Raw genomic sequence first — 15,745 nt, forward strand, 5'->3', positions numbered from 1 at the left:
CTCCGAGTGCTAAGCTTCTGTGGTTTCCGGATCTGTAGCTCAGTTGGTTAGAGCGCACGCTTCACACGCGTGAGGTCGATGGTTCGAGTCCATTCAGATCCACCACCGGGACGTTCTGTCCCTTGCAGGCTGGCTCTCAGACTGTAGGTTTTTACTGTGCCAGGCCCATTTTTTGGACGAAACCTGAGTGTCTTTGTCTTGTCTGCGGGAGGTGTCATGCCGGAGCGAGGAGCGCGTGCCACGGGGTCTGCGCGAGCCGAGCACGCCGAGACAGCGGCGCACCGCACTGCTCCCATTGACCCAGTTATCAAGGGGCCCACCACCGACACCAGCATGATCCCGGTGGTCCGGCCCGCAGACGTGGAGCCGGAGGAGCAGGATGAAGGTTTCATCAAGAACCTCACCGGCTCCATCGCCGCCTCCTGGGCGGCCGCGGGTGAGGACCCCTACCTGGAGTGGGAGGAATACGACGCCGCGGCGGCCGCGCGCGCTGCGCAAGAGGCTGCCGCCGAGGAAGCTGATTCCACCCGGCACACCTTCACCGATGACTTTTCCCTGGCGGACACCGGAGAGCCTCCCACACTGACTTCTGCGCTGCCGGTGGTCGAACCGGAGGGCCCCGCACCCACTCACCCGGTGGCTCTGTCCGGACCGGTGTCCCTTCCCCCCGTCACCGGACCATCCTCACCGATTCCTGAGGTGGGCTCCGATGAGCCCATACGGCGTCGCCCCGTGTTGAGTCCCTCCTGGCTCCGTCCCCGGGTGCGCCAGGGCGGAAAGACTTCTGCGCTGCTGAACCGCACTGTCTTCGACCGTCGGGTCAGCCCGCAGTTCGTCTTCAACAAGATCATGCAGACCGAGAGCCCCAAGACCGCGGAGCAGTCCATTGTGGACAGGCTGCAGGGCACGCCCTTCCAGCACACCGTCCAGGGCGAGGTGCACGAAGGGCTCGACGAGCTCGAGACCATGAGCTTCGTGCTTGACTTGGGTGAAGCACTTTTCCGCTACGGCGCCGGAGCGTTGGAGGTGGAAACTTCAATCATCGCGGTCACTACGGCGTTCGGGATGAAAAACACCGACGCCGACATCACCAACCAGTCCATCAGCCTGAATTGGGCCCCGGAGGGGAAGATTCCCTATTCGCGGGTGCGTGTGGTGCGGTCCTGGTCCCAGAATTTCCAGGCGCTCGCCGCCGTGCACCGGTTGGTCGCAGACGTGACCTCGGGGCGGCTCACCCGGTCTGAGGCTGAAGCTGAGCTGAAGGACATTACCCGGCAGCCCAAACCGTACCCGCGGTGGTTGGTCACGTTCAGCGGCGCCCTGTTCGCCAGTCTCTTCGCAAGCTACTTGGGTGCACCGATTCTGGATGCGGCGGCGGGGTTTGCGGCGACGCTGCTGGTGATGTGGACTGCTCGCCAGCTCACGCTGTGGCGGGTGCCGGAATTCTTCACGCTGGCCGGCGGGGGGTTTGCGGCCTCGGCGTTCGCCATGACTGCCTTCGCGCTGGATGCCAACATCACGCCCTCTATGGTCACCGCAGGAGGCTTGATGATCCTGCTGCCCAGTGTGCGGATTGTGGGGGCGATCCAGGACGCGATCAACGGTTTTCCCATGACGGCCGCAGGGCGGCTGGTCTCCACGATGATCGCCTTTGCCGGTATGACGGCGGGAATCATGGCGGCAGTCGTGACCGCGGAGAGACTGGGAATCGTCCAGACAGAATTGGCGCAGGGGCTCACCCGCATTTACCCGGCACCGGTCCTCATTCTGTTGGTCTTCTTCGCCTGCAGTGCCGCGGCGATTGTGGAGCAGACCCGGCCGGCACTCATCCTCCCCACCGGTGCTGTGGGAGCCTTGGGATTCTGCGCGCTGTACCTGGCTGAGCTCTCCGGCCTGGGGGACCGGTTCACCCCTGTGGTGGGCGGGTTTGTGGTGGGTGCGCTGGGTCGGGTGGTCGCGCTGCGGCTGGGCGCGCCACAGCTTGTCGTGGCGGTGCCCGCCATGATGTTCATGCTCCCGGGCCTCATGGTCTTCCGCGGGATGTACCAGATCGCGATCGAGAACACCGCAGGATCCATGATGGGCGGGCTGTTTGAGCTGTTCAACGCGCTGATCATGATCATGGCCATTGCTGCCGGCATTGTGCTCGGCGACGTCGTAATGCGGCGGTTCACCTCAAAACTGGAGTCCAACGAGCGGGCGAATGCGCGCAGACGCTGACCGGTGGACACCGCGGGCCCCGATGCCGCGCCCTGCCTGACCCGCCTGCCGGTGCACTCATTGGCCGATTCTGCCGATCGACGGGGACTGAGCAGCCCGATTCAGCGGCATATTCGGCCAGTCTCAGCCTCGCGGGGCGCCTGGCAGCTGCCAATCGACCGGTGCAGCCCCTAGCCGCTGCAGCGCATCATTGGTGCGGCTGAACGGCCGCGAGCCGAAGAACCCCCGTGACGCGGAGAGCGGAGACGGATGGGCTGAGACGATTGTCTCGGTATGCGCGCCAGTGCTCAGCAACGGCTGCAGCTGCCGGGCCTGGGCGCCCCACAGGATCGAGACCAGAGGTCTGCCGGAGGTGGCCAGCGCACGCACGGCGGCCTCTGTGACCGCTTCCCATCCGATCCCACGGTGCGAGCCCGGAGCGCCGGCCTCCACAGTGAGTACCCGGTTGAGCATCAGCACGCCCTGACGCGCCCAATGCGTCAGGTCCCCGTGCGGGCTCGGCGGGATCCCGAGGTCGCTGTGCAGCTCCTTGAATATGTTCCCCAGAGACCGGGGCAGAGGGCTGACCTCTGCGGCCACGGCGAACGACATCCCGATGGGATGCCCCGGCGTCGGGTAGGGGTCCTGGCCGACGATCAGCACCCGGACCTCGTCGAATGGCTGCCGAAAGACCCGCAGCACATCTGCCGGAGCGGGCAGGATATGGTCTCCGCGCCGGCGCCGAGCTCTCATCTCTTCCGCGAGCGCGGCGAACTGCGGCTCCGCTGGCCTCAGGGCATGTTCCCAGCCGGGGTCCAATGGCTGCAGCAGGTTCGCAAAGGCACTCACACCACCCCAGGGTAGACGACGCACACGCAGCAGAGCGTGCGGATATGCCACTGGGGGTCCGGGCGCGCCCGTAGTATGGAGGGATGAGCCAGTTCTCCCATGATGAGTTTGACGAGGTGCAGCCCTACCGGCGGGATGAAGTCGGTAAGCATCGCGCTGCCGGTGCACCCGCCGCCGCGGCGGGCTCGGCTGCCTCCTCGGGAATGCTGAAGTGGATCGGTCTGGCGGTGGTCGCCGTGCTCCTGATTGCGGCAGCGGGCTGGTTTATCACCAGAGACGCCGACGACGACGCCCCCGTTGCTGAGGAGCAGGACACCGCAGATGAGGGTGAGGCTGCGGAGACAGACGATGAGGCCGAGGGCGACGGCAACGGCGACGAAGGCGCAGATGAGGGCGAGGCCGACGAAAACGGGGAGGCTGAGGAGGACGCACCTGCCTCAGGTCTGAGTGACGATCACCCGGTGCGCGCGGTCAATGCCGGGGCTCCCGACGGTTCTGCCAGTCAGCTCAGCTCCGAGCTGAACGACCTCGGACTCGATGTGCAGCAGTCCATCGACTGGGACTTCGCCAACTGGGGCACCCCCAACACTCCACAGGTGATGTACCCCAGTGAAGAGCAGCAGGAGCTGGCTGAAGCGATCGCCGAGGAGCTCGACATCGACATCGTCTCCCAGGACGGCAGCTGGCAGACAATTGTGGTGATCGTCGGACCCGACTACCAGTAGCCATCCTCAGGCGGCCCTGATCTTCTTGCACTCTCAGCCGCAGAGTGCTAAAAATTGTCTTAGCACTCTCATGATGAGACTGCTAAGACGAACCATCAGGTGAGGCCGTCAACGTGCCTGGAGTGACACCCGGGCACCGGCCGTCCGTCGCGGGCATCTGACAAGGTCCGTCCCTGACGTGGCCCGCTCAAACGCTGCCGCGTTTGCACGGGTCTCTGGAATCAGGGACCCCGACGCTAATACCGTCCGAATCTACTCACGTCCAGGAAGGACATGTGCCGATATGGCTAAGACCATTGCATTCGACGAAGAGGCCCGTCGTGGCCTCGAGCGCGGCCTGAACAGCCTCGCTGACGCCGTCAAGGTCACCTTGGGCCCCCGCGGCCGCAACGTTGTGCTCGAGAAGTCCTGGGGCGCACCCACCATTACCAACGATGGTGTCTCCATCGCCAAAGAGATCGAGCTCGAAGACCCCTTCGAGAAGATCGGTGCTGAACTTGTCAAAGAGGTCGCCAAGAAGACCGACGACGTCGCCGGCGACGGCACCACCACCGCGACTGTTCTCGCTCAGGCACTGGTCAAAGAAGGTCTGCGGAACGTCGCCGCAGGCACTGACCCGATGGGCCTGAAGCGTGGCATCGACAAAGCCGTGGATGCCGTCACCCAGGAGCTGCTGAGCTCCGCCAAAGAAGTGGAGACCACTGAGCAGATCGCGGCCACCGCGTCCATCTCCGCTGCAGATAAGCAGATTGGGGAGCTGATCGCCCAGGCTCTCGACAAGGTGGGCAAAGAAGGCGTCATCACGGTCGAAGAGTCCAACACCTTCGGCCTCGAGCTGGAGCTCACCGAGGGTATGCGCTTCGACAAGGGATACCTCTCAGGGTACTTCGTCACTGATGCTGAGCGTCAGGAAGCAGTGCTCGAAGACCCCTACATTCTGATCGCCAACTCCAAGATCTCTTCGGTGAAGGATGTCATCGGCATCCTCGAGAAGGTCATGCAGTCCGGCAAGCCGCTGCTGGTCATCGCCGAGGATGTCGAGGGTGAAGCCCTCGCTGCCCTGGTGGTCAACAAGCTCAAGGGCACCTTCAAGTCTGTGGCCGTGAAGGCTCCGGGCTTCGGTGACCGCCGGAAAGCCATGCTCGCTGACATCGCCATCCTCACCGGGGGACAGGTCATCGCTGAGGAGGTCGGGCTGTCGCTGGAGAACGCCACCCTGGACCTGCTCGGCACCGCCCGGAAGGTCGTGGTGACCAAAGACGAGACCACTATCGTCGAAGGCGCTGGCAGCGCCGACGAGATCTCCGGTCGCGTCAGCCAGATCAAGGCTGAGATCCAGAACACCGACTCCGACTACGACCGCGAAAAGCTGCAGGAGCGCCTGGCGAAGCTCGCCGGCGGCGTTGCTGTCATCAAGGCGGGTGCGGCCACCGAGGTTGAGCTCAAGGAGCGGAAGCACCGCATTGAAGATGCAGTCCGCAATGCTAAGGCTGCAGTGGATGAAGGTATCGTCGCTGGCGGTGGGGTGTCCCTGATCCAGGCTGGCGCGCGTGCCTTTGAGTCGCTCTCACTGGAGGGCGATGAGGCCACTGGTGCCAACATTGTGAAGTTCGCGATTGAGGCGCCGCTGAAGCAGATTGCCGTCAACGCCGGCCTGGAAGCCGGCGTCGTGGCGGAGAAGGTGAAGTCTCTGCCCACCGGGCACGGCCTGAACGCTGCCACCGGCGAGTACGAGGACCTCCTGGAAGCCGGAGTGGCTGACCCAGTGAAGGTGACTCGGTCAGCTCTGCAGAACGCCGCATCCATTGCCAGCCTGTTCCTGACCACCGAAGCAGTGGTGGCGGACAAGCCTGAGCCACAGCCGGCCGGTGCCGGTGCTGGCGGTATGGACGACATGGGAGGAATGGGAGGAATGGGCGGCATGATGTAATCCGCCCCCTCTCCAGAGAAAAAGCCCGCAGGCAAGCCGCCTGCGGGCTTTTTCTCTGCTCGCTCACCGTCCGAACATCCGCGCGTTTGCCAGCTCCGTCTCCTCATAGTGGGAGGACGCCGCAGACATCGCTTGTCGGACTCCGGCCAGGGACTGCTCCACCTGCACCTGGGTGGCACGCCACTGGGTCAGCACTTCCTGGAATGCTCCGGAAGCGGCGCCCTTCCACGTCTCCTGCAGTTGGCGAAGCTGACCCTCCATGGAACTGACATCGGACTGAATGCGGCTCAGGGTAGCCTCGACAGTGCCTGATTTCGCCATGAGGTCACCGGTGTCGATCTGAAATATCGCCATGGGTCATGTCCTTTCCTGCGTAGGGATACGAAAGGACATCAGGTGTGTCCCTTCCGCTTCCTACGGTAGGGACAGGCACCACGTGGCATCTGACCCAGGCTCCTCCCGTGGGGGTCCCGGCGCGTCGCTCAGCGCAGTCCCGCCGGTGGGGAAAACTCTGCGGCCCCTGGCGTCTCAGCTGTCGTGAGCACCCCGGGCCGCCATGCGAAACTGCTCCAGTTCCTCTTCGGTGAGCTCTTCCTCGTGCTCGTCGTCGGAGCTGAAAGTGTCATCAGTCGGAAGTCGCAGGGTCATCGTCGCCCCGCCGCCGGGTGTCTCAGAGTGGCGGACGCTGCCGCCGTGCTGAGCAGCGATAGCGGCGCAGATCGCCAGCCCCAAGCCGGTGCCGCCGGTCTCACGCTGCCGTGAGGAGTCAGCCCGGTAGAAGCGCTCAAAAATCTTGTCCGCATCCTCCGGGTCGATACCTTCACCATGGTCGCGCACCTGCAGCACGGACTCGGCCGCGCCGTCGTCCAGGCTTTCCGTACCCACCGCGAGCTCCATGGGCGTGCCCTCGGGAGTGTAGCGCAGTGCGTTGGTCACCAGGTTCGTCACAATCTGACGGATGCGGCCCTCGTCACCGATCACCGGAGCAGGTGAGGGGGAGCCGCCGTCGAGCCCGATAACTTTCACCTCTCGCTCTGGGGCGTTGACCGTCATGTCCATGACGGCTTCATGGGCCAGGATGTTCAGGTCAAGAGGTTTCAGCTCTGGTGCGCGCTGCTCATTGAGCCTGGCCAGGGTCAACATATCCTCCACCAGCTGGCCCAGCCGGGTGGCCTCAGACTCAATGCGGCCCATCGCCGTGCCCACCGCCTCGGGATTGTCATTGAGGCCCCCCTGCCGGTACAGCTCCGAGAAGCCCCGGATGGTCACCAGGGGGGTGCGCAGCTCGTGCGAGGCGTCCTGGATGAAGCGGCGCATCTTTTCCTCGGAGGCTTCCTTCTGCGCGAACGCCACCTCGATGTGCTCCAGCATCACATTCAGCGCTGTGGCCATCCGCCCGATCTCGGTCTCCGGAGGGGCGGTGGTGTGCACCCGCTGAGAGAAATCCCCGCCGGCGATGGCCGCGGCCGTCTTCTCCACGCGCAGCAGCGGCCGGAAGGCACGAGTGGTCAGGGAGTAGGCGATGATGGAGGCTCCCAAGGTGGCCAGCAGGCCGATGGTCGCCACGAGGAAGCTCGCACGTTCCACCGAGGTCTCCACGCTTTCCAGGGGCAGCGCGATGATGACCGACTCCTCACCGTGCATCAAGTGGTGAGCTTGGACGCGGAAACCCCGGGAGTTCTCCTGGGTCCCAGGAACGTTAAAGGACTCGTGACCGAGCTCGGCCGCCTCATCTGGGGTCAGTTGCGGGATCTGGGGGACGTCGGCGGTCTCCATATTGCTGGCGCGCAACGACAGGCCCGGGACAGGGTCGCCGTTCTCATCGAGCATCCAACCGTAGAACCTAAAAATAGATTGGAACTCCGCCCACGTGGGCCGAGTATCTTCCTGATCATCCTCGAACTCATCAGAGCGGATGTCATAGAAATAGTTCGCCAACGCCTGAGCATTGCTTCGGAGGTCCTCATCCATGTTCCGCAGCAGCTCCTGCCGGTACAGCGACGCGGAGACAAAAGTGGTGACCACCAGCGTCAGCAGCAGCAGACCCGAGGTGATGGTGACCAGTTGGCTTCGCAGAGAGGTTCTCCGCCAGGCTCGTGAGATCGCGGAGAGCAGACGCATAACTACGAGTTTATGCCCCGGGGCGAATCGATGGTGACTGCCAGCGGTAATGGCTGGCGGTCACTGCTCCGGGCAAGCGCCCTGCTGTCAGGCGTCGCTACGTCGACGAGCCAGCTCCCTGCGAACGTTGCCGTCGCTCCCACGTCTGCAGCACGTAGCCGACCCCACGCTTGGTCTGGATCGCCGGTGCGCCCTCGGCCCCGGATTCGATCTTGCGCCGCAGGTAGGAGATGTAGGACTCCACAATGGAGGCGTCGCCGTTGAAGTTGTATTCCCACACATGGTCGAGGATCTGCTGCTTGGACAGTACCCGGTTCGGATTCATCATCAGGTAGCGAAGCAGCTTGAACTCGGTGGGGGACAGTTCAATGATCTCGCCCTCGTGGCGGACCTCGTGTGCGTCGTCGTCGAGTTCTAAGTTGTCGATCCTGATGACTGCGTCCTCATCGTCATAGGGCGCGGTGCGGCGCAGGACCGCCTTGATTCTGGCCACGACTTCATCGAGGGAAAACGGCTTCGTCACGTAGTCGTCACCGCCCACCGTCAGGCCGGTGATCTTGTCGTCGGTGTCATCGCGGGCAGTGAGAAACAGGACGGGGAAGTGCTTGCCAGAGGCGCGCAGCCGGCGGGTGACGGTGAATCCATCCATGTCCGGCAGCATCACATCCAGCACCGCCAGATCCGGCTGGAACTTCTCAGCAATATCAAGGGCCTCGCGCCCGTTCGCTGCGGCTGCCACCTCAAAGCCGGCAAAACGCAGGCTCGTCGCGAGGAGCTCGCGGATATTGGGCTCGTCGTCGACGACGAGCAGCTTGGCTTCCGGAGTTTTATCAGTCACAACTGTCAGTATCGAGCCCATTCCTGGGTGGTGACTGTATGCCTGCTGGACGCATGGTTAGCTTTCCGGGGCAACTGGGTGTCAGTGCCCCCGGCGCCGCTTGAGATTGAGCACCATGTGCAGGCACATCAGCACGAATCCCGCGGGAAAGCCCCACAGCGCGATCCAATAGAGGCTGGCATGGGGAACGCTGTCTGCGAAGTAGAAACCAAGAATGCTCAGCAGAGCGGCGAATGACAGAGCAGTGACGGTCACGCCTGATATCAGGCAAGCTCGCGCCAGCGCAGCGGGTGCTGAAGGGGTCATGCGGCAATTCTATCGCCCGGCAATTGGGGGTATTCTGGTAGTCGCGCAAAAGGAGGTCGCACACACGTGCCTACGGGAAAAGTGAAATGGTTCGACGCTGACAAAGGTTTCGGATTTGTCACCGGTGACACTGGCGAAGAGGTGTATCTACACTCATCGGCGCTTCCGTCCTCGGTCACCACAGTGAAGTCGGGAACGCGACTGGAATACGGCATTGCGGATGGACGCCGGGGCAAGCAGGCGCTGAGTGTCCGGATCCTCAATGAGGGCCCCTCAGTGGTGCGCGCCACCCGCAAACCTGCCGAGGAGATGGGCGAGCTGGTCCAGGATCTGGTCAATGTGCTGGACAACACCACCGGCCAGCTGCGCAAGGGCCACTATCCGAAGCCCGAGCAGTCCAAGAAGATCGCAGCTCTGCTGCGCCGCGTCGCCGACGACTTCGACGCCTGATCATGGCCTCCTATAAGAAGGACGCGGTGCTGGCGGATGCGGTGAGCGTGGCGCGCTCCGCATTGGGCGAGGTCGCTCCCGCCGACCAGATCAGCCAGCACGTGGGCGCCGTAGCCGACGGAGAGCGCCTGGTGACCCACCGGTTCGCAGCGGAGCGCCCGGGCTACCGAGGGTGGGAATGGTTTGTCACGCTTGCGCGCGCGCCCCGGAGTAAGAAGGTCACGGTGTGCGAACTGGGTATGCTCCCCGGCGAGGATGCGCTTATCGCTCCTGAGTGGGTCCCCTGGTCCGAGCGCCTGGCCGATCAGGAGCAGAGTTCTCAGGCATCGAGCACATAGTCGATGCACTGCAGCAGCGCGCTGACGTCCTCCGGTTCCACGGAGACAAAGGTGGCGATGCGCAGCTGGTTCCTTCCCAGTTTCCGGTAGGGCTCGACGTCGACTATGCCGTTGGCACGCAGGGTTGTGGCGACCGCAGCGGCGTCCACTGAGTCGCTGAAATCCACGGTGGCAATGACGTTCGACCGATCGGCGGGCTCGGGCACGAATGGCTCCGCCGAGTGGTGACTCTCTGCCCATTCATAGACGCGCCCGGCAGACTCTGCGGTGCGGGCCGCAGCGAAGGCCAAACCGCCGGAGGAGTTGATCCAACCGATCTGCTCCTCGAGCGTGACCAGGGTGGCCAGCGCGGGAGTGTTGTACGTCTGATTCTTCCGGGAGTTCTCCACGGCCGTGGTCAGGCTCAGGAAGTCAGGGATCCATCGTTGCCCAGCTAGCCTTTCGGCGCGCGCGAGGGCTGCCGGGGACATCAGGGCGATCCAGAGGCCGCCGTCGGAGGCAAAGTTCTTCTGAGGCGCGAAGTAGTAGACATCGGTCTCCGTGACGTCCACAGCGAGCCCTCCGGCTGCCGAGGTGGCATCAATGACCACAAGGGCATCGTCGTCGGCTCCCTGCACCCGGTGAACCGGGGCGGCGACACCCGTGGACGTCTCATTCTGCGGCCACGCGTAGATGTCGACTCCGGCCTCTGCCTGCGGTGAGGGACGTTGGCCAGCAGGGGAGGTGATGATGGAGCTGGATTCGAGAAACGGCGCAGAGTCGGTTGCCTTGGCAAACTTTCCGCCGAACTCCCCAAAGGAGAGGTGCTGGGCCTTGGCCTGGACCAGTCCGAAGGTGGCAACGTCCCAGAAAGCGGTGGAGCCTCCGACGCCGAGCACCACCTCGTAGCCCTCGGGAAGGCTGAACAGCTCACCGAGGCCCTCGCGGATGCTCCCGACCAGGTTTTTCACGGGGGCCTGGCGGTGCGAGGTGCCGAGCAGAGTCCGGCCGGCACCAGAGAGAGCGCGCACCTGCTCGGGGCGCACCCGCGACGGGCCGGCGCCGAAGCGGCCGTCCTGCGGCAGCAGCTCGGCAGGTATTGTGATGTTCTCAGGGCTCACGTGCACTCCTTGGGTGGTGTCACTCTGCGCGTACAGGCGTATATATAGGGGACAAATGATGGAATCTCCGGGCACGACTATGCTGGACCGAGCACACCGGCCATTGGTGATCACAGTACCAAGGAGCGCAGACGTTGACTGATCTCATCGATACCACCGAGATGTATCTGCGAACGATTCTCGACCTCGAGGAAGAGGGAATCGTCCCATTGCGCGCCCGGATAGCTGAGCGCCTGGAGCATTCGGGCCCCACGGTGTCCCAGACGGTGGCCAGGATGGAGCGCGATGGCCTGCTCCGGCTGACCGAGTCCCGCCACTTGGAACTGACTGATGAGGGAAGAACCCGAGCGGTGCAGGTCATGCGCAAGCATCGCCTGGCGGAGCGACTGCTCTCCGATGTGATCGGCCTGGAATGGCCCTACCTCCATGAGGAGGCCTGCCGGTGGGAGCATGTGATCAGTGAGCGGGTCGAACGCCGACTGGTGGAACTGCTGGACGATCCCGTGGAGTCTCCCTACGGCAACCCGATCCCTGGGTTGGAAGCACTCGGCGTGCGCGTCGCCGCGCACCCGGCACAGCTGACGCAGAAGAGCTTGCTCGACGTGGCTCAAGAGTATGAAACCGGCGCCGGCGGATCACGCTGGAAGGTGCAGCGGCTGGCCGAGTCGGTCCAGGTGGAACCCGAGGTGCTGAACCAGCTGCTTGAGGTAGGCCTTCAGCCCGGTGTAGCCCTCGAGCTGACAGGGCTGAGCGAGGCGTATGCAGAGTTCGTGGTTGATCACGAGGACGAGGGGCGCATTGAGGTGGAGCTCCCATTGGAGATTGCCCAGCACATTTTCGTCCATGAAGCCCTGTGAGATCTTCCTCACATATTCCCCACTGAGCTGTCTTCCGTGACGATTCTGTGACAGCATTTTGCGTTGGCTTGAAAAAACCTGAGTACTTCCGTGACCTAAGTGTGACATTTGTATCAATCTGTTATAAAGTCAGACGCGTGCTCGGGGCAGATGTAACAAAAAGCCCTGGAAAATCCTCCGGCGGACGCCGACCCTGCATGTCAGCTGGAGGACAGTTTGCCTAACTACCGCCCAGTGCAGGGAAAGGTTTTCACGTGACTGACAACAACACTTTTGTATCGCGCCGGGAACGCCGAGCTCGGAAGAGCTCCAGCGCCGGGCACGCGGGCCGCGCCACCGCTGCGGTGCTGACCTCGGCCGGTCTGGTCATCGCCACCGGTGTAGCTGCCAGCGCCGACACCACTGCCTCTGAAGGTCGCGCCGCGAGTACGGTTCAGATCGATGCTGCCCTGTTGACCGTCGAGCGGGCCACCGCGGAGCAGGCCAGCGTCGAGTCTGATGCCACCGTTGCTGCATCCGCCGACGTCGCTTTCAGCTCCGGCGAGAACCGGCCTGTCATCACCTCACAGGCCAGCCCCGAACCAGTTGCCCCGGCGGCTGACCCGGCCCCCGAGGTTGAACCAGCGCCAGCGCAGCCCGCCGCGCAGGATGCCGGCGCTGAAGCCGCAACGAACACTTCCACCGCCGCGAACCAGTCCGGCGGCACCACCTCGGCCGAGGGCGGCTCCTCCAGCCAGGCCAGCGCATCCAACGGCGGCGGGTCGGCAAGTGAGTCCAGCTCCACCACTGCTTCAAGCTCCACCGAGCAGTCAGCCCCGTCCTCCGGCGGCCGCGGAAGTGTGATTTCCGCTGCCTACTCCACCTTGGGTACCCCGCACGTGATGGGTGGAACCACACCGGGCTCCGGAATCGACTGCTCCGGAATGATCCAGTACGCCTACGCGCAGGCAGGCATCAGTGTCCCCCGGACCACCCACGGCATGGCATCCCTGCCGCGGGTTTCCACTCCGGCTCCCGGTGACATTGTGCTGGCCAACGGAAACTCCCACGGTGGCATCTATGTCGGCAACGGCCAGGTCATCTCCACCACAGCTTCCGCAGGTGTGCGCGTCCACGGAATCAACGACGGCTGGCACAACGTGACCAGCATTCACCGCCCGCGCTAATCCGTCACGCTGAGGTAACGAACCTCACAGGTGTGGGGCCCAGTCTGCATGAGACTGCGCCCCACACCTGTATTTAACCGTCGTCTTTGCCCATTTCTAGGGCGGAATGGACGCCGAAGATGGGCCGTAGGGCTGCGTCGACCAGCCTTTACCCAGGCGCAGTTATGCAAAAGTTGCGAGATTCGTGATCTAAATGTGACATGGATGCGGATCTGTTATAAAGTCTTCCCGTGATGATCGAACAGACCCTGACTCGGACGCGGCGAGAGCGCCGCCTTACGGCCGAAGCCGAAGCCCGCCGTGCTGCCAAGACTCGTGCTGCCAAGACCGGACGCAAAGTGGGTGTCGTGCTCGGCACCTCCGGGCTGTTCCTGACCACGTCAGTGGCGGCGATGGCTGAGGCCGAAACGCCGTCCGAAGGGCGCGCGCAGTCCACCCTGTCGGTGGAGACCGCCGGCAATGTCGAGCTAGCTGCCCATGCCGCGCCATCTGCGGTGGCGGCATCCACCGACGTCCAGCTCACCTTCGATCGTCCCGCTGTCAGCTCACAGGGATCGAGTGAGTCTGCCGAGGCAAGCTCCGCCGCTGCCGAGACTGAAGCTCAGCCCAACACTGCGCAGGCGGCCGAATCGTCAACAGCTGACGTGCAGACCGAAAGTGAGACCTCCACCTCAACGGCCGAGGTCGCTCAGACAGCCAGCACCAGTGTCGAAGCAGAGCCTGCTGCACCAGCGGCAAACAGCTCCGTCATCAGTGCGGCATACAGCGCGATTGGCACCCCCTACCTGTGGGCAGGTTCCACGCTGGGCGGAATGGACTGCTCCGGTTTCATCAACTGGGCCTACGCACAAGCGGGTCAGCCGCTTCCAGGAAACGCACGCAGCACCCACGGAATGATGGCTTCATTCCCCCGCGTGTCCTCTCCGCAGCCCGGTGACATCGTGGTTGTCAGCGGCATCCGGAGCCAGTACCACGCAGGAATTTATGTGGGTAACGGGCAGATGATCGGCGCGCTGGCAGCTTCAGGTGTCACTACCCACGGCTATAACGAGGGCTGGCACAACGTCGTCGCTATTCTGCGTCCCTACTGAGGTTTCCCTCAGTCCCGACTTTCACGCCTGTGGTGTGTGGCTTCCGAGAAGTCGCACACCACAGGCGTCTCTGCATCATCTAGCACCCTCTGCTGTGCAGGGGCTTATAGTGATGTGGGAAGCACACGCTTCCCGAGACGTGCAGGACAGGGTGAGAAGACCCGGGAACATACATGCGAACCTTGGTGCTTAATGCAGGCTACGAGCCGCTCAACGTGGTGACCTCGCGCCGCGCGGCTGTGCTGGTCATGCGCGGAAAGGCCAGTGTCCTTGCCGAGGACGGGCTGCCCATCGTGGCGCCCTCGGTCCTGGTGCCGCGTCCGGCTGTCATCCTGCTCCACCAGTATGTGCGCGTGGTCCGCCGAGGCCCCGGGGCGCCGTCGCGGCGTGGTGTGCTGCGGCGGGACCGACGGCAATGTGGGTACTGCGGAGGTTCGGCGTCGACCGTTGACCATGTCATCCCCAAGTCCCGAGGGGGTGACTCGAGCTGGAGCAATCTGTTGGCATGCTGCGGACCGTGCAACGTGCGCAAAGGAGACAAGACTCTGGACCAGCTGGGCTGGTCGCTGCTTACGATGCCGCGCGTCCCGCGACACCACACCTGGCTGCCCGCCGAGCTGGATGCCCCGCGCGATGTCTGGATGCCGTTTCTTGACCCCTCAGGTGTGCCGGGGTGAGGGAATTCTCCTCCCGCCTGCACCAGGTACGCAGAGCGGTCTCCGGCGAATTATTGGCTGTGACCACTCGGTAGCGTAAGGTTGGGGATATTGATCGTCATTGCTTTATCCCAGTGGCCTCAACAAATCTCCGCACCGGCCTGGCCTGGTCGCTGCGGATCAGCACCGTGAATCTATCGGTGCATCGCAAGTAACACAGTAGTTAGGAACACACATGGCCACTGGCACCGTGAAATGGTTTAACGCCGAAAAGGGATACGGCTTCATCGCCCCCTCCGACGGTTCGGACGATGTCTTCGTCCACTACAGCGCAATTGACCCCGGCAGCGGCGGGTTCAAGACTCTCGAAGAGAACCAGCAGGTTCAGTTCGAGACTGCATCCGGCCCCAAGGGCCTGCAGGCAGAGAACGTCAGCGCTGTCTGACCCTCAGTCTTTGTACGACCTCGGCCCCGGTCCCACCTTCGCGGTGGGGCCGGGGCCGAGGTCGTTAAGGACACGCCACGGAGAAGCGAGTAGTCGTCACTCTGACTCCACGGTGGCCGAAAGCGCGTCCAGGAACCGGATCACAGTCGCCCGTTCGTCAGAGCTCAGTGCCGCAGCAGCATGGAATCGCCCCGCGTGGGTGCGGCCGACCACACTTCGGGCAGTTTGACGAGTCTCGTCAGTGACCTGAATCGCGGTACTTCGGCGGTCCTGTGGGTGCGGCAACCGGCGAATATGGTCCCGGCTTGAGAGGCGATCCAGCAGCTTAGTGACAGCAGCAGTGGAGATTCCCAGGTGTTGGGCCAGCTCGCTGGGAGTCGCCAACTGCTTATTCGCCTGGGCGGCGATAAGGTAGCGAAGCGCCCGCATGTCTGTTTCGCCCAAGTCCATGTGCTTGCGTGCAGCTTCGCTCATACTACGTTCGGCACTGTGCCAGCGCCGGAGCGACTCGAGCACTTGTACGGTCTGGTTCAACTCCGTCTCAGTGAGCCCTCGGTGCTGAACAATTTCCTCGTGGGGATCCAGCAACCGAGGGTCTGTCATGGAGAATCTCTCGCTCCTGGGGGAGCCTGACTCGCCCTTCGCCATAAGTCTTCCTTAGGTTACTATTAGAT

17 protein-coding genes and 1 tRNA gene are annotated in these 15,745 nt (G+C 63.5%); 11 read left to right on the plus strand and 7 right to left on the minus strand.

The window, feature by feature from the left end; genetic code table 11:
* Window positions 1-28: 28 nt before the first annotated feature.
* Together FEF27_RS09880 and FEF27_RS09885 are read left to right on the plus strand one after the other, a co-directional pair.
* Window positions 29-105, plus strand: a tRNA-Val gene (locus tag FEF27_RS09880).
* Between the two features lie 111 nt (window positions 106-216).
* Window positions 217-2,220: a threonine/serine exporter family protein gene (locus tag FEF27_RS09885; protein ID WP_138170695.1), complete on the plus strand. Its 2,004-nt coding sequence runs from the start codon at window positions 217-219 to the stop codon at window positions 2,218-2,220.
* A gap of 123 nt (window positions 2,221-2,343) precedes the next feature.
* Here FEF27_RS09885 and FEF27_RS09890 read toward each other — a convergent pair whose 3' ends face one another.
* The gene (locus tag FEF27_RS09890; protein WP_138170696.1) at window positions 2,344-3,048 is read right to left on the minus strand and encodes a uracil-DNA glycosylase; all 705 of its coding nucleotides are present in this window, start codon (window positions 3,046-3,048) and stop codon (window positions 2,344-2,346) included.
* Between the two features lie 83 nt (window positions 3,049-3,131).
* Here FEF27_RS09890 and FEF27_RS09895 point away from each other — a divergent pair, with 83 nt between their 5' ends.
* Together FEF27_RS09895 and groL are read left to right on the plus strand one after the other, a co-directional pair.
* Window positions 3,132-3,773, plus strand: coding sequence for a LytR C-terminal domain-containing protein (locus FEF27_RS09895; protein WP_138170697.1), 642 nt, complete (start codon window positions 3,132-3,134; stop codon window positions 3,771-3,773).
* A gap of 283 nt (window positions 3,774-4,056) precedes the next feature.
* Entirely contained in the window at window positions 4,057-5,703 is a 1,647-nt protein-coding gene (groL, locus tag FEF27_RS09900) for a chaperonin GroEL (protein ID WP_138170698.1), read from the plus strand.
* A 63-nt stretch (window positions 5,704-5,766) separates the two neighbouring features.
* Here the strand turns inward: groL and FEF27_RS09905 are convergent, their stop codons facing one another.
* The 4 genes from FEF27_RS09905 to FEF27_RS09920 form a co-directional block, all read right to left on the minus strand.
* Entirely contained in the window at window positions 5,767-6,057 is a 291-nt protein-coding gene (locus tag FEF27_RS09905; protein WP_138170699.1) for a WXG100 family type VII secretion target, read from the minus strand.
* Window positions 6,058-6,231: 174 nt separating this feature from the next.
* Window positions 6,232-7,824 carry a sensor histidine kinase gene (locus FEF27_RS09910; protein ID WP_138170700.1) on the minus strand — a complete coding sequence of 531 codons (1,593 nt, stop codon included), beginning with the start codon at window positions 7,822-7,824 and terminating at the stop codon, window positions 6,232-6,234.
* 97 nt (window positions 7,825-7,921) lie between these two features.
* Window positions 7,922-8,662 (minus strand): response regulator transcription factor, encoded by a 741-nt coding sequence (locus FEF27_RS09915; RefSeq protein ID WP_243729195.1) that lies wholly within the window; start codon window positions 8,660-8,662, stop codon window positions 7,922-7,924.
* Between the two features lie 81 nt (window positions 8,663-8,743).
* Complete coding sequence (locus FEF27_RS09920) at window positions 8,744-8,968, minus strand: hypothetical protein (protein WP_138170702.1); 225 nt, start codon at window positions 8,966-8,968, stop codon at window positions 8,744-8,746.
* A gap of 66 nt (window positions 8,969-9,034) precedes the next feature.
* On the opposite strand from FEF27_RS09920, the gene FEF27_RS09925 reads away from it, so the two are divergent.
* Window positions 9,035-9,418 carry a cold-shock protein gene (locus tag FEF27_RS09925; protein WP_138170703.1) on the plus strand — a complete coding sequence of 128 codons (384 nt, stop codon included), beginning with the start codon at window positions 9,035-9,037 and terminating at the stop codon, window positions 9,416-9,418.
* Between the two features lie 2 nt (window positions 9,419-9,420).
* Window positions 9,421-9,756, plus strand: coding sequence for a DUF3027 domain-containing protein (locus FEF27_RS09930; protein WP_138170704.1), 336 nt, complete (start codon window positions 9,421-9,423; stop codon window positions 9,754-9,756).
* Here FEF27_RS09930 and serC read toward each other — a convergent pair.
* Window positions 9,738-10,856 (minus strand): phosphoserine transaminase, encoded by a 1,119-nt coding sequence (gene serC, locus FEF27_RS09935; RefSeq protein WP_138170705.1) that lies wholly within the window; start codon window positions 10,854-10,856, stop codon window positions 9,738-9,740. The two genes, FEF27_RS09930 and serC, sit on opposite strands and share 19 nt — an antisense overlap.
* A gap of 134 nt (window positions 10,857-10,990) precedes the next feature.
* Between serC and FEF27_RS09940 the strand changes: the two genes are divergently transcribed.
* From FEF27_RS09940 to FEF27_RS09960, 5 genes are all read left to right on the plus strand, one after another.
* Window positions 10,991-11,713, plus strand: a complete 723-nt coding sequence (locus FEF27_RS09940) for an iron-dependent transcriptional repressor DtxR (protein ID WP_138170706.1) — start codon at window positions 10,991-10,993, stop codon at window positions 11,711-11,713.
* A gap of 254 nt (window positions 11,714-11,967) precedes the next feature.
* Window positions 11,968-12,879: a C40 family peptidase gene (locus tag FEF27_RS09945; RefSeq protein WP_138170707.1), complete on the plus strand. Its 912-nt coding sequence runs from the start codon at window positions 11,968-11,970 to the stop codon at window positions 12,877-12,879.
* Between the two features lie 233 nt (window positions 12,880-13,112).
* Entirely contained in the window at window positions 13,113-13,970 is an 858-nt protein-coding gene (locus FEF27_RS09950; protein ID WP_138170708.1) for a C40 family peptidase, read from the plus strand.
* 173 nt (window positions 13,971-14,143) lie between these two features.
* Window positions 14,144-14,647 (plus strand): HNH endonuclease, encoded by a 504-nt coding sequence (locus FEF27_RS09955; RefSeq protein ID WP_138170709.1) that lies wholly within the window; start codon window positions 14,144-14,146, stop codon window positions 14,645-14,647.
* A gap of 214 nt (window positions 14,648-14,861) precedes the next feature.
* Window positions 14,862-15,071 (plus strand): cold-shock protein, encoded by a 210-nt coding sequence (locus FEF27_RS09960; RefSeq protein ID WP_138170710.1) that lies wholly within the window; start codon window positions 14,862-14,864, stop codon window positions 15,069-15,071.
* 96 nt (window positions 15,072-15,167) lie between these two features.
* On the opposite strand, the gene FEF27_RS09965 is transcribed toward FEF27_RS09960, so the two are convergent.
* Window positions 15,168-15,674, minus strand: coding sequence for a MarR family winged helix-turn-helix transcriptional regulator (locus FEF27_RS09965; protein ID WP_138170711.1), 507 nt, complete (start codon window positions 15,672-15,674; stop codon window positions 15,168-15,170).
* Window positions 15,675-15,745: the final 71 nt, after the last annotated feature.

Source organism: Nesterenkonia sphaerica, from assembly GCF_005771565.1.
Taxonomy (GTDB): domain Bacteria; phylum Actinomycetota; class Actinomycetes; order Actinomycetales; family Micrococcaceae; genus Nesterenkonia; species Nesterenkonia sphaerica.

Coding starts and splice junctions, on each gene's coding strand:
- FEF27_RS09885 (WP_138170695.1), top strand. CDS start 217: ATGCCGGAGCGAGGAGCGCGTGCCACGGGGTCTGCGCGAGCCGAGCAC.
- FEF27_RS09895 (WP_138170697.1), top strand. CDS start 3,132: ATGAGCCAGTTCTCCCATGATGAGTTTGACGAGGTGCAGCCCTACCGG.
- groL (WP_138170698.1), top strand. CDS start 4,057: ATGGCTAAGACCATTGCATTCGACGAAGAGGCCCGTCGTGGCCTCGAG.
- FEF27_RS09905 (WP_138170699.1), bottom strand. CDS start 6,057: ATGGCGATATTTCAGATCGACACCGGTGACCTCATGGCGAAATCAGGC.
- FEF27_RS09910 (WP_138170700.1), bottom strand. CDS start 7,824: ATGCGTCTGCTCTCCGCGATCTCACGAGCCTGGCGGAGAACCTCTCTG.
- FEF27_RS09920 (WP_138170702.1), bottom strand. CDS start 8,968: ATGACCCCTTCAGCACCCGCTGCGCTGGCGCGAGCTTGCCTGATATCA.
- FEF27_RS09930 (WP_138170704.1), top strand. CDS start 9,421: ATGGCCTCCTATAAGAAGGACGCGGTGCTGGCGGATGCGGTGAGCGTG.
- FEF27_RS09950 (WP_138170708.1), top strand. CDS start 13,113: ATGATCGAACAGACCCTGACTCGGACGCGGCGAGAGCGCCGCCTTACG.
- FEF27_RS09955 (WP_138170709.1), top strand. CDS start 14,144: ATGCGAACCTTGGTGCTTAATGCAGGCTACGAGCCGCTCAACGTGGTG.
- FEF27_RS09960 (WP_138170710.1), top strand. CDS start 14,862: ATGGCCACTGGCACCGTGAAATGGTTTAACGCCGAAAAGGGATACGGC.
- FEF27_RS09965 (WP_138170711.1), bottom strand. CDS start 15,674: ATGACAGACCCTCGGTTGCTGGATCCCCACGAGGAAATTGTTCAGCAC.